This is a genomic window from Bradyrhizobium sp. UBA2491, assembly GCF_002341725.1.
Lineage (GTDB): Bacteria > Pseudomonadota > Alphaproteobacteria > Rhizobiales > Xanthobacteraceae > Bradyrhizobium.
In genome coordinates this window covers 1-13,478 of record NZ_DDOP01000020.1, presented here as the reverse complement: position 1 = coordinate 13,478, position 13,478 = coordinate 1, and the positions used below count along the sequence as shown (strand labels likewise).

Annotated in this window: 10 protein-coding genes; all 10 read right to left on the bottom strand. The window is 66.6% G+C overall.

What is annotated here, in order from left to right; translation table 11 throughout:
* The coding region (locus tag B2W55_RS06560; RefSeq protein WP_291532196.1) for a bifunctional [glutamine synthetase] adenylyltransferase/[glutamine synthetase]-adenylyl-L-tyrosine phosphorylase at positions 1-2,507 on the bottom strand (2,507 nt) is incomplete at its 3' end.
* Positions 2,504-3,958 carry a sensor histidine kinase gene (locus B2W55_RS06555; RefSeq protein ID WP_024579606.1) on the bottom strand — a complete coding sequence of 485 codons (1,455 nt, stop codon included), beginning with the start codon at positions 3,956-3,958 and terminating at the stop codon, positions 2,504-2,506. The genes B2W55_RS06555 and B2W55_RS06560, both read right to left, overlap by 4 nt.
* 3 nt (positions 3,959-3,961) lie before the next feature.
* Positions 3,962-4,642, bottom strand: a complete 681-nt coding sequence (locus tag B2W55_RS06550) for a response regulator transcription factor (RefSeq protein ID WP_029878846.1) — start codon at positions 4,640-4,642, stop codon at positions 3,962-3,964.
* A gap of 322 nt (positions 4,643-4,964) precedes the next feature.
* On the bottom strand, positions 4,965-6,548 hold the full coding sequence (locus tag B2W55_RS06545; protein ID WP_024579605.1) for a Do family serine endopeptidase: 1,584 nt from the start codon (positions 6,546-6,548) through the stop codon (positions 4,965-4,967).
* 171 nt (positions 6,549-6,719) lie between these two features.
* Positions 6,720-7,226, bottom strand: a complete 507-nt coding sequence (locus B2W55_RS06540) for a cytochrome c-type biogenesis protein (protein WP_024579604.1) — start codon at positions 7,224-7,226, stop codon at positions 6,720-6,722.
* Complete coding sequence (locus B2W55_RS06535) at positions 7,226-9,211, bottom strand: heme lyase CcmF/NrfE family subunit (protein WP_024579603.1); 1,986 nt, start codon at positions 9,209-9,211, stop codon at positions 7,226-7,228. The genes B2W55_RS06540 and B2W55_RS06535 overlap by 1 nt, the downstream gene beginning before the upstream one ends.
* Positions 9,208-9,699, bottom strand: a complete 492-nt coding sequence (gene ccmE / locus B2W55_RS06530; protein ID WP_024579602.1) for a cytochrome c maturation protein CcmE — start codon at positions 9,697-9,699, stop codon at positions 9,208-9,210. The genes B2W55_RS06535 and ccmE overlap by 4 nt, the downstream gene beginning before the upstream one ends.
* Before the next feature lie 59 nt (positions 9,700-9,758).
* Positions 9,759-10,880, bottom strand: coding sequence for a c-type cytochrome biogenesis protein CcmI (ccmI, locus tag B2W55_RS06525; RefSeq protein WP_024579601.1), 1,122 nt, complete (start codon positions 10,878-10,880; stop codon positions 9,759-9,761).
* A 238-nt stretch (positions 10,881-11,118) separates the two neighbouring features.
* Positions 11,119-11,592 carry a hypothetical protein gene (locus B2W55_RS06520; RefSeq protein WP_024579600.1) on the bottom strand — a complete coding sequence of 158 codons (474 nt, stop codon included), beginning with the start codon at positions 11,590-11,592 and terminating at the stop codon, positions 11,119-11,121.
* A gap of 268 nt (positions 11,593-11,860) precedes the next feature.
* A complete protein-coding gene (locus tag B2W55_RS06515) occupies positions 11,861-13,255 on the bottom strand; it encodes a hypothetical protein (RefSeq protein WP_024579599.1) in 1,395 nt (464 codons plus the stop codon).
* Positions 13,256-13,478 lie beyond the last annotated feature (223 nt).

The following is a 13,478-nucleotide window of genomic DNA, read 5'->3' as shown; positions in this document are numbered from 1 at the left end:
CGCGGCCGGGTCAGGACGCTGCGGATGATCGCCTCGATCCTCTCGCGGAATTCAGGCGACGACGAGATCACGCGGGCACGCGTCAGCGCCATGTGCTCCCAGGTCCAGGCCTCGCGCTCCTGGTAGTCCGAGAACGCGTCGATCCGCGAGGCGACCGGGCCCGCACGGCCGGACGGGCGCAGCCGCATATCGACCTCATAGAGCACGCCGTAATTGGTCCGGGTCGTGAAGGCGCTGATCAGGCGCTGGGTGAAGCGGGCAAAATACTGCGCGCCGTGCAGCGAGCGCTCGCCGTCGGAGTCCGGCGCCTCGCTGTCGAAATCGTAGAGCGTGATCAAATCGAGATCGGACGACGCCGTCATCTCGCGGCTGCCGAGCCGGCCCATCGCCAGGATCGCGGTCTCCTGCCCCTTGATCCGGCCGTACTGCGCGGCGAACTGGTCGGTGACGAGGCCGTGCACGGTGTGCACGATACCCTCCGCGACATCGGCAAAGGCGGTGCTGGCGTGCTGCGCCGACACCGTGCCGGACAGGATCCGCGTGCCGATCAGGAACAGGCTCTCCTGGCCGAACAGTCTCAGACGATCGAGGAAGTCCTCGTAGGACGACGCATCCTGCAACGTGGTGGCGAGCCGCTCCGACAATTCCTTCTTGTCCGGCATCGCGCCGAAGAAACGCGGATCGACCAGACCGTCCATGATCTGCGGCTGCCGCGCCAGCATGTCGCCGAGCCGTGGTGCGGCTCCGAGGATCAGCGCCACCAGCGCGACGAAATCTCGGTTCTGGCTGAGCAGCGAGATCAGCCGCCCGCCCCGCTGCAGCGCGCCGAGGAAACGGTCGAATGCCGCCACCGCGTCGTCCGGCTCCTCGGCATGCGCGAGGCCGTCGATCAGGCCGGGAATGAATTCGAGGAACGCCGCCCGCGTCGCCTCGACGCGTAGCGCGCGATAATCGCCCGCGATCCACTGCTGCACAGTGCCGGCCACCGCAACGGGCTTCTTGAAGCCGAGTTGAGCGAGATGTTCGATCAGGCGGCCGTCCTCGGGCCCGGCGCCGTAATCGACATCCGGCAGCCTGGCCGTGCCGGTCGGATCGTCGCCCTCGAACAGCTTGCCGTAGTGGTTCTGCACGATCTTGAGCTGACGGAGCAGATCGCCGGCGAAAGCCTCGCGATTCTCGTAGCCGAAGAAATGCGCGAACCGCTCGACCTCCTCGGGCGCTTCCGGCAGCGAATGGGTCTGCTCGTCGGCGATCATCTGCAACCGATGCTCGACCCGGCGCAGGAATTCGTAGGCAATCGTCAGCTCGTCGCGTGCCTCGAGGGTGATCCAGTTGCTGTCGGCGAGCACGTTGAGCGCCTCCAGCGTCGGCCGCACCCGCAGCTCGGGATGGCGGCCGCCGGCGATCAGCTGCTGGGTCTGGGCGAAGAACTCGATCTCGCGGATGCCGCCGCGCCCGACCTTGACGTTGTGGCCCTCGACCGAGATCTCGCTCTGGCCGCGATAGGTCTGCATCTGCCGCTTCATGTCGTGGACGTCGGCCAGCGCCGCGAAGTCGAGATGCTTGCGCCAGACGAAGGGCGCGAGCTCGCCGATCAGCGCGTCACCGGCCTTTGGATCGCCGGCGCAGGGCCGCGCCTTGATCATCGCAGCGCGCTCCCAGGTGCGCCCCTCGCGCTCGTAATAATGCAACGCCGCGTCGGTCGAGATCGCGACCTGGGTCGAGGCCGGGTCCGGGCGCAGCCTCAGATCGACCCGGAACACATAGCCTTCGCCCGAGCGCTGTTGCAGCATCCGCGCCATCGCCTGGGTGACGCGCACGAAGAACGGCTGCGGCTCGATGTCCTCGGCGAGCGACGTGACGGTGCGATCGAAGAACACGATCAGATCGATATCGCTGGAATAGTTCAGCTCGCCCGCACCCATCTTGCCCATCGCGAGCACGATCAGGCCGGAGCCGACCTCGGGATGCTCGGGATCGGCGGCGGTCATCCGGCCGCGCGCGACCTCCTGGCGGAACAGATAGCGCAGCGCCAATTGCACCGAATTGACCGCGATGTCGGTCAGCGCCGCGGTCACCCGCATCACCGGCCAGACGCCGCCGATGTCGCACAGAGCGATCATCAGCGCCGCCTCCGCCTTCATGCGGCGGAGCAGAACCATCACCTCGGCCTCGCTGCCGGCGGCGAGCACCTCGCGCGAGGTCGTCTCGATCAGGCTCGCCAGATGCGGCTCCGGGTCGCACGACAGGATCCGGATCAGCCGCGCGGCATCGGCGCGCGCGAGCTCGAACAGATAGGGCGAGTATTCGGCGATGCCGCGCAGAATGTCCCGCGCGAAGGGATGGCCGAGCAGCGCCTCGAGCGCGGCCGATTGCGCCGGCTCGAGCTCGGCGAACCAGTCCGTCAGGCGTTGATCGGCGGAGTTGGGCGCGGCGACATGCGGTCCGTCCGCGAACCGCGCGGCCAGACAATGTCGACCCGCGTTTCCCGGCGCGGCGGCATTCATGCCGCCTTCTGTGGCACATCCTGCGTTTGAGCCGCAAGCCTGTCACTGCCGCCGACCCGGGCGGGTAGCACCAGGGTCGCCACCAGCCCTGGATGGGCATCACCGAGCCGCAGCTCGCCGCCATGGAGCGTGGCGACCGCCGAGGCCAGGCTGAGGCCGAGACCGGAACCGGGTAAGGTGCGGCTCGCCTCCAGCCGGACGAAGCGCTCCACCGCGTGCTTGCGGTCGCTCTCGGGGATGCCGGGGCCATGGTCGGTGACGCTGAGCAGCACCTGATCGCCCTCGCGCCGCGCCTCGATCAGGATCTCCCGCGCATCGGCCTTCAGCGGCTCGACACCCGAGCCGGGCTTGCCATATTTGACGGCGTTCTCGACCAGGTTGGCGACCGCCTGGCTGATCAATTCGCGGTTGCCGTGGATCGGCGCCGGCTCGGTCTTCACCTGCAACGTCATGCCGTCGTCCTCGGCCAGCGGCTCGTACAGCTCGTGGATGCCGTTGGCGACGTCGGCGCCGTCGAAATCGTCCATGTTGCCGCGCGCCTGGCCGGACTCGGCGCGCGCGATCATCAGCAGCGCGTTGAAGGTGCGGATCAGCCCGTCGGACTCCTCAATCGTCCGCTCCAGCGCCGCGCGATAGTCGGCCTCGCAGCCGGACCGCGCCAGCGCCTCCTCGGCGCGATTGCGCAGCCGCGTCAGCGGCGTCTTGAGATCATGGGCGATATTGTCGGAGACCTCCTTCAGCCCGGTCATCAGCGCCTCGATGCGCTCCAGCATGGCATTGAGATTTTCCGCCAGGCGGTCGAGCTCGTCGCCGCTGCGGCCGACCGGCAGCCGGCCCGTGAGATCGCCGGCCATGATGCGCTTGGTGGTGCCGGTCATGGCATCGATCCGGTGCAGCACGCGGCGCGCGACGAAGATGCCGCCGCCGAGGCCGAGCACGATGACGACCAGAATCGACCATTGTGCGGCCTTGGCGACGATGCCGAACAGCCGCCGTCTCTCCTCGAGATCGCGTCCGACCAGGAGACGGAAGCCGTTCTCCATCTGGGTGACCCGCACCAGCGCACGATGGTCGGTCTTGTCCTGGTCGTCGATCCGCCGATAGGCGGTCTCGGTCCAGCCCTGGACGCTCATCACGCCCGGCGCCAGCGAGCCGACATTGCCGGCCAGCGCCTGCCCGTTCGGCGCGGTCAGGAGATAGAGATTGGCGCCCGGCCGCAGCGCGCGATAGCCCATGCTGTTGAGCAGGCCGCGCAGCCCGCGGCGGTTGTAGATGTCGGTGATCTCGTTGACCTCGGCGTTGACCGTCACCGTGATCTGCTCGGTGATCAGCCGACGCGTGTTCCAGGCGAAATAGGCCAGCAGCGAGGCGGCGAACAGCGCGAACAGGAACAGATACACCAGCGTCAGCCGAAACGCCGTGGTGCGGATCAGTTTGCCGAAGGCCGTCACGATCTACCTGATGCCGTCGCGGATCATGTACCCCGCGCCGCGAATCGTATGCAGCAGCGGGCGCTCGAACCCCTTGTCGATCTTGGATCGCAGCCGGGAGATGTGAACGTCGATGACGTTGGTCTGCGGATCGAAATGATAATCCCAGACGTTCTCGAGCAGCATGGTGCGCGTCACCACCTGGCCTGCGTGCTTCATCAGATATTCGAGCAGCCGGAATTCGCGCGGCTGCAAGGTCAGCTCGTCCTTGCCGCGGGCGACGCGATGCGACAGGCGATCGAGCTCGAGATCGCCGACCTTGTAGGTGGTCTCCTCCGCCGGGCCGACATTGCGCCGCGACAGCACCTCGACGCGCGCCAGCAGCTCGGCGAACGAATAGGGCTTCGGCAGGTAGTCGTCGCCGCCGGCACGCAGGCCCTTGATGCGGTCATCGACCTGGCCGAGCGCCGAGAGGATCAGGACCGGCGTCCGGTTGCCCTTGTCGCGCAGGCTGCCGATCAGCGACAGGCCATCACGCTTCGGCAGCATGCGGTCCACCACCAGCACGTCGTAATCGCCGGTCTCGGCCATCGACAGGCCTTCCTCGCCGTCGGAGGCGAGATCGGCGATGTAGCCGACTTCACGGAATGCCTTGACCAGATAGTCGGCGGACTCGCGGTCGTCTTCGATGATCAGGATGCGCATTTGCGGAGCGGTTGCGGTCACGGGAATTGGCCCTCTCTCAGCATGGCGCGGCCGGCCTGCACATGCAAGACGACCGCGCGTAATCTCGAAATCTTGTGGCTGCATGATCCGACCGGAACAGCGGTCGCCACTCTTCCGGATCATGCGGGGAGGAAAAAAGTGGGCGGTGAAGCTGGGGGACCTCACCGCCCTGAGACCTTCCGACGGAGGGGGGCATATTCCATCGAAAGGCAACATAGGGAGCGAGCAAGGGGCCCGCCCCCCGGAAAGCGCCGTCGGCGGGGGCGACTGATGCCGGCGACGCTTCCCAACTCATAGATAGTTATCCCTTGGCCAGCGGCACTGCCACAAAGCGCGACGAACCGCCGCTCTTCACGCGCATGAGAACGCTGTTCTTGTTGTCATTGCGCGCCGCGGTGATTGCATCGCGCACCTCACCGGCAGTGCCGACCGACTTGCCGGCGACCTCGAGAATCACGTCGCCTTCCTTGAAGCCCCGCTCAGCGGCAGCACTCTTGGGATCGACTTCGGTCACGACCACGCCTTCCTTGCCGGCGCCGGCCACACTGTTGGCGGGCGCCACGGTGAGGCCCAGTTTCGGCACGTCGGTGCCACGGGACGAGTTGCCCTTGTCGCTGTTGTCGGTGTCTGCCTTGGCTTCCAGGCTGTTCGGCAACTGACCGAGCGTGATGTTGACAGTCTTGTCCTGGCCCTTGTGCAGCACGTTGAGCTTCACGGCATTGCCGGGCGCGAGGCCGCCGATGGTGCGGGCGAGTTCGCGCGCATCCTTCACCGGCTCGCCGTTGACCGCGGTGATGACGTCACCGGACTCGATGCCGGCCTTGGCCGCGGGGCCATTGGCCTGCGGTTCGGCAACCAGCGCGCCTTCGGCCTTCTTCATGCCGAGGCTGTCGGCGATGTCGGAGGTCACCGGCTGGATCTGGACGCCGATCCAGCCGCGGCTGACCGAGCCCTTGTCCTTCAGCTGGGCGACGACGCTCTTGACGGTGGCGGCGGGAATCGAGAACGCGATGCCGACGCTGCCGCCGGACGGCGAGTAGATCGCGGTGTTGACGCCCATCACCTCGCCCGAGACGTCGAACGCCGGGCCACCCGAATTGCCCTTGTTCACGGGCGCATCGATCTGGATGAAGTCGTCATACGGACCGTTGCCGATGTCGCGGCCGGAGGCCGAAACGATGCCGGCGGTCACGGTGCCGCCGAGGCCGAACGGGTTGCCGACCGCCAGCACCCAGTCGCCGATCCGCGGCTTGGTGTCGGACAGCTTGGCGAACTGGAAGTTGGAGCCGCCCTCGACCTTGATCAGCGCGAGATCGGTGCGCGGATCGGTGCCGATCACCTTGGCGGAATAGGTCTTGCCGTCGTCGGTGGTGACCTCGACCTTGTCGGCGCCATCGACCACGTGATTGTTGGTCACCGCATAGCCGTCAGCCGAGATGAAGAAGCCGGAGCCTTGGCCCGTCACCACGCCACCGCCACGCGGTCCACCGCGCAGGCCCGGGGGCAGACCATCCGGACCGCCGAAGCGGCGGAAGAAGCGCTCCATCGGCGAACCCGGCTGGAACGGCGAATCGTCGTTGCCGCTGTCGTCCTTCGCGACCTTCTCGCGAATGTTGACCTTGACCGAGATCACCGACGGCTTGACCCGCTCGACGATGTCGGCAAACCCGACCGGCTGCTGGACCTTCTTGACCTCGTTGTTGACCTGCGCATGCGCAGGCGTGGTGAACAGGTCGGCGGGATTGTGCGAGGGGCTGAAGGCATAGGTGGCGGCGCCGAGGCCGGCCACGACCGACGCCATCAGCGCAAACTTGCGGGCGGAAAACAGCGAGCGCTTCGGCGCCTTATAGGACGGAAGGGACGAGAGGTCGGGACGGTCGGTCATGTGCAGGGATCTCCAGGGCCAGAATCAGTCGGTGCGGGGGCGAGCACCTGATGCGTCTGAACATGGGGTCATCAGCCTTACGGCGCGCTGGCTGCGGAATTAAACTTTGGTAATTGAGCAGGTCAGCGCTGCGGCAGAATAGCGCAGCCAAATAAAGGACTTAGGAAGGAACTAAATCGGCTTGTCCGGCGCGGATTCGGCGCCCAGCAGGCGGTCGAGCCGGGCCTGCTCGTCGGAGCTCAGTCCGGAGCCGGAATCCTCCCCGCTCGCGGCCGGATTTGCCTTGCGCCGGCCGAGGCGCCAGAGCGCGAAAGCGCCGAGCAGGAGTGCCAGCGGCGGGGTCAGCCACAGCACCAGCGTATGCTCGTTGAGCCGCGGCTTCAGCAGCACGAATTCGCCGTAGCGGGCGACCAGGAAATCGATCACCTGGCGGTCGCTGTCACCGGCCGAGATGCGTTCGCGCACCAGCAGGCGGAGGTCGCGCGCCAGCGGTGCCTCGGAATCGTCGATCGACTGGTTCTGGCAGACCATGCAGCGCAGCTCTTTGGAGAGCTCTCGCGCCCTCGCCTCCTTCGCCGGATCGGCCATGATCTCGTCGGGCAGCACGGCGCGTGCGGGCATCGCGCCGAGCACCAGGGTCGCCGCCAGCACGGCGGCTGCAACACCGTGGCGCCGCATCACTCGGCCGCCTGCAACGCGCGGGCCGCGGCTTTCGCCGGCTTCGGCGCACCGACCCGCAGGCGACGATCCGATAGCGACAGCAGGCCGCCGAACGCCATCAGCACCGGCCCCCACCAGATCAGGAGCACCAGCGGCTTGTGATAGATGCGCACCGCGATCGAGCCGTCGGCCGAGGTGTCGCCGAGCGAGATGTAGAGCTGGCTGGCGCCGCGGCTCAGCAGCGCGGCCTCGGTGGTCGAGGCGCCGCGCGTGGTGAAATTGCGCTTCGACGGGGTCATCACGCTGATCTTCTCGCCGTCGCGCGTCACGGTGAATTGCGCGACCATCTCGCGGTAGTTCGGCCCCTGCCGCTGGTTGAGGCCGTCGAGCCGCAACTGGTAGCCGGCGACGGGCGCGACGTCGTCCGGCTTCATCGCGCCGATATATTCGCTGTTCCAGGTGGTCTCGCAGACGATCCCGATCAGCGCGACGCCGAGCCCGGCATGCGCGAATGCCGTGCCCCAGGTTGCGCGCGGCAGGCCGCGGGCGCGGCGCAGCGTCAGCGAGAACGGAATCCGGAACAGCGCGATGCGTTCGGCAAGATCGCACAGCGCGCCGATGATGACGAACACCGCAAGCCCGATCGCGAGCGGCGCCAGCGTCGCGCCGCCATAGGTCCAGGCAAGCACCAACGCCATCGCGACCAGCGCAATGACGCCGGCCACCATCAGCCGCTGCGCCGCGCCGAGCAGGTCGCCGCGCTTCCAGGCCAGCAGCGGCCCGAACGGCACCGCGATCAGCAGCGGCACGAACAGCGGTGCGAAGGTGTAGTTGAAGAACGGCGCGCCGACCGAGATCTTCTCGCCGGTGAGCACCTCGAGCGCCAGCGGATACAGCGTGCCGATGAACACGGTCGCGCATGCGGTGGTGAGCAGCAGATTGTTGAGCACCAGCGCGCCCTCGCGCGAGATCGGCGCGAACAGCCCGCCCTGCTTCAGCGCCGGCGCGCGCCAGGCATAGAGCGAGAGGCTGCCACCGATGAACACGACCAGGATCAGCAGGATGAACACGCCCCGCGTCGGATCGGTGGCGAAGGCGTGGACCGAGGTCAGCACGCCGGAGCGCACCAGGAAGGTGCCGAGCAGCGACAGCGAGAAGGTCAGGATCGAGAGCAGGATGGTCCAGACCTTCAGCGCGTTGCGCTTCTCCATCACCAGCGCCGAATGCAACAGCGCGGTGCCGGCCAGCCACGGCATCAGCGAGGCGTTCTCGACCGGATCCCAGAACCACCAGCCACCCCAGCCGAGCTCGTAATAGGCCCAGTACGAGCCCATCGCGATGCCGAGCGTCAGGAAGATCCAGGCCACCAGCGTCCACGGCCGCACCCAGCGCGCCCAGGCGGCGTCGATCCGCCCCTCCAGCAGCGCCGCCACCGCGAACGAGAACGAGATCGAGAACCCGACATAGCCGAGATAGAGCATCGGCGGATGCACCGCGAGGCCGATGTCCTGCAACACCGGGTTGAGGTCGCGGCCCTCGAGCGGCGGGTTGGCGATGCGCAGGAACGGGTTCGAGGTGATCAGGATGAACAGATAGAACGCGCTGGCGACCCAGGCCTGCACCGCCAGCACATGGGCACGCAGCGACAGCGGCAGATTGTTGCCGAACGCCGCAACCAGGCCGCCGAACAGCGCCAGGATCGACACCCACAGCAGCATCGAGCCTTCATGGTTTCCCCACACGCCGGTGATCTTGTAGAGCAGCGGTTTCAGCGAATGCGAATTCTCGTAGACGTTGGCGACCGAGAAATCCGAGGTGACGTGCAAGGTCACCAGCGCCGCGAACGACGCCGCGACGAACAGCAATTGCGCGAGCGCGGTCGAACGCGCGACGTTCATCAACGCTGCATCGCGCCAGCGCGAGCCGATGATCGGCACGATCGACTGGATCAGCGCGAGCCCAAGCGCCAGCACCAGCGCATAATGTCCACTTTCGGCGATCACCGCATGGCTCCCTGGGTCGGCGCCGCGGAGGCGCTCGGCATGCCTTGCTTGCCGTAATCGTCCTTCCAGTGGCCCTGCTTCTTCAGGGCATCGGCGACGTCCTTCGGCATATAGGTCTCGTCATGCTTGGCGAGCACGGTGTCGGCGCGAAACACACCTGACGCATCGAGCGCGCCTTCCGCCACCACGCCCTGCCCCTCGCGGAACAGATCCGGCAGGATGCCCTTGTAGGCGACCGGCAGCGTCGCGCTGCCGTCGGCGACGGTGAAGGTCACCGCGAGATTGTCGCCGCGCTTCAGCGAGCCCTGCTCCACCAGGCCGCCGAGGCGGAAACGCTTGCCCGGACCGAGATGCTTCTCGGCGACCATCGACGGCGTCGAGAAGAACACGATGGAATCGCGCAAAGCGTTCAGCACCAGGCCCGCGGCGATCGCGAGCACGACGAGCGCGCAGCCGATCAGTGTCAAACGCCGTTGCTTCCTGGTCATGGTGCATCCTTGCTCACGACGTAGTCCGAAAACCGCTGCGCATTTTTCGGCGTCATGATCTATCCATCGAGCCCGAGATTCTTCAGCCCTTCATTGAGCTGACGCAACCGATCCGCATTGTTGGCTACCGCCTGGCGGGCATCCGCCAGCGCGCTCATCGCCTTGTCGCGCTCGCCCATCACCAGATAGGCCCGCACCAGCCGCAGCCAGGCCTCGACATCGTCGCCGTTGGTCTTCAGCCGGGTCGCCAGCCGGTCGACCATGCCGTGGATCATGGCGCCGCGATCGGCCTCGCTCATGTCCTTGGCGGCAGCCACCGCGCCATCGGGCAGCGCCGGCGCGCTGACGCCGGCGGGCACCGTGCCGCCGACCCGCAGCAGCGCGGCCTGCACCATCGGCCGCCACGGCGCATCGGACGGCGCCTTCGCCAGCATCTTCTGCCAGAGCGCCGCGGCATCGGCCTTGCGGCCGTCCTGCTCGGCGGCGAGGCCGAGGAAGTAGCTGGCCTTGGCATCGTCGCCATTCAGCGCGACCGCGCGCTCGAATTCCGCCTTGGCCTCCGCGGTGACCACACCGCCGGAGGTGCCCATCAGCGCCTCGCCGAGATCGGCGCGGCGATCGGCATTGTCGCCAGAATAGGTGATGGCATTGCGATAGGCGCGGACGGCGTCGTCATAGCGGCCGAGGCGCGACAGCACCGGCGCCAGCACCGTCCAGCCGCGGCCATCGGTCGGGTTCTTCTCCAGATGGGCCTCGACCTGCGCGACCAGATTGGCGAGCGGCTGGTTGACATCGGCGACCTTGCTGCGCTCGGCGAGCGGAAAGTCGCCCAGCCGCGGCGAGCCGAGCGCGAGATAGAAGCTCGCAGCAATCACCGGCAGCCCGACCAGCGCCACGATCGCGGCGGCACGTCGCAGGCTGAGGCTGCCCTGTACCGAGGTATCGTTCCCGCCATGGTCGGCGGCGGCCAGCAGCCGGCGGCTGATCTCGATCCGCGCGGCATCGGCCTCGGCGGCGCCGATGATGCCGGCGGCCAGGTCGCGGTCGATTTCCGCAAGCTGATCCCGGTAGACCACGACCTCGCTACCGCCGGTGTCCGCCCGCCCGCGCCGGCTGAGCGGCCACAGCACGGCAAAGATCGCCGCGACCGTCATCAGCGCGAACACAAACCACAGCGTCATCAAGCGGTTCCCGGATGGAACGGCGGCTTCCGGCAAGCCGCCTTAGAATCGATTTACACTACCGGCGGCGAGCCGGGCAATTGACAATTGCTGGATCGACCGAAGGTCGAAATCAGGCGGCTTCCGGCGGGCGTTCCGGCGGTATGGCAAACCCGTTTCGGGCCAAGGTGAGCGCTACCAAAATTGCCAAAACAACCCCATGCAAAGCGCCCGTCGCCGGCACTCGAATGACGGCCGCTTACCCAGGTGGAAACGCATAGCGCGCGACGGCTGCGACGAGCAGCCACAGCCCGATGCCAGCCATGCTCGTAAACAGGATCAAGGCCAGCGGAGCCGTGAAGTAGACGAACGGCAATACGACGTATTCAGTCGGCAACTTCGGACTCGGGACACGAAGCAGCAGAGTGAATGCCGACATCTGACGGGCTAGTCCGCATACGATCAATGATCGGAAAATCGCCGAGGGTCTCTGTTGCAAGAGCCTGAAATCGGTCGCGCCAGCGAGTGCCTGCAACGTCAAAATCAGCGGCACGGCAAAGAACGAGAGGAACGCGGCAACAAATATCTGTTGGGTGAAAACATCTGGTTGAAAACTGCTTACATCCAGCTTCCCGAACCGGGCATTCCCCACAGGCAACAGCAGCAATAGCCATCGTTCCAGCGGAAGGATCGAGTAAGGGAAAACGACTTCGACGAACCAACGAGGCAGCAAGAGAATTTCCGCATTCCGTAAACTTCCCAGTGCGAGTCCTGGAATGAATATTACCAACGCGCATGCGGTGCCATACAATGTCGGGCTTCGCCATATTGGGACACTACGCAATAACGGATGTAGCGGCATTGCCAAGTGCCCTGTCCGAAGTAGAAGCAATCGCGGTGACGTGCCGGTGACGCATGCAGGACCGCCCGCCCTGAGATACGACCATTTCAACTTATAGTAGGTTTGTTATCGTAATTTCCCGCCATTGTCCGCGATCCCGCTACCCCGCCCGCGACGACTTCCGCTCGCCGGTGACGGCATTCTCCGCCGCCCGGTTCATCAGCGAGGCGTAGTCGTGGCCGAACAGCACCTCGCAGAAGCGGATCGCGGCTTTGACCTGCTGCTGGCGGAAGGTCCGGACCCGGGCATCGCCGCCGCGCAGCGACTGCACCAGCCCCTCGGTCGACTGCTCGACGTAATGTTGCAGGTCGGAGAAGGTCCGCAGCGTCACCTCGTTGATGGCGAGCTCGCTGGCATAGGTGCGGCACACTGCGACGAAATCGATCAGGGCGGCGGCGTCCTCGACCTCGGACGCGTCGATCTTGGCGCCGGCCACGATGTCCTTGTCGGCGCGCTGGCGCAGGATGCGGCGGACCCGTCCGGGCACGCTGTCGATCTCCGATTGCAGCGCATTGGAGGTATCGGCGCGAACCGAGGTGAGCTGGCGTCCCCAGGTGGAATCGTTGCGCAGGTCGAGCTCGGTGCGCAGGCCGCGGACGCCGTCATGCAGCGTCTTGAGCTGCTCGCCGACATAATCGAAATGCCCGCGCCGGATGTCGGTGCGCAGACAGGCTGCGACGAACGACAGGTCGTGCAACGCGATGGTGACGGCGATTCCATAGGGCGTTGCCGCGACCCGCAATTCGTCGTCCGAGGCCGCCATCTTGACCGCGAGGCGGATGATCTGCCATGGCGCGGCGAGCCGCTGCGCGATCAATGACAACGCGAAGGGCAGCAGTTGCGGCGTCTGCAACGACGGCAGCTTGAGCGCCTCCGTCGCGGAGGCGATCTGGCCCTCCGCAAAGACGCGGATCTGGCTCGGCAGCCGGCTTCCCAGGGTTTCCAGCGCTTCGCGGGCTTGCAGCACCAGGCCGATCGGCAACAGATCCTCGACAACGCTCGGCGGGCCGACCCGCGACAGCGCGCGCTGGCGGTCGTCCTGGGAAGGCCCGGCGATCTTGAGGATGGCTTCCGCGGCGGCCAGCTGGAACTTGCGTGCGGCGACCTCCATCGGACCGCTCTCCGAGGCCACAGCCAGCGCCGCCTCGAATTCGCGCGCCGCCTCGGGCGCGCCCTCGCGGGCCAGCCACTGCCAGATCGGCAGCAGCGAGGCGCGCCGGAGCTGGCCCGGCCGGGTCGGGAAATTGGTCTCGGCGAGGAACGGCTCGAGCGGCCGGAACAGCAGCCGCGCCGGATCGTCGCTGCGCGGCTGGGTCTGCTCGTCCTGCTCGACGCCGCGCACGATCTTACGCAGCTGCTCCAGCACCAGATTGGCGATGGCGACGTCGTCGCCACGTTCGACGGCGCGCTCCAGCTCGCGCATCAGCAGCGCCTGCGATTGCGGCGGAAGCTGCGCGAGATAATCCCTCAGCCGCTCGGTCGATTTCTGGCCCATACGCCCGGTCGTGAAAGCTTGGTGCCCGGCAAACGCCGCAGCCCGTCCGCCTGGAATCATAGGGGCCGGCGCGTTAAGAAGCCGTTTAGGAATAATGACGGCCGTAAATCCGCGGCGCCGTCAGAGCCAGATCGGGATCAAGTCAGAATGAATCGGTTCGGCCACGATCACGATTCACCTCTCCCTTGGGAGAGGTCGATTTCGTAGCAAATCGGGTGAGGGG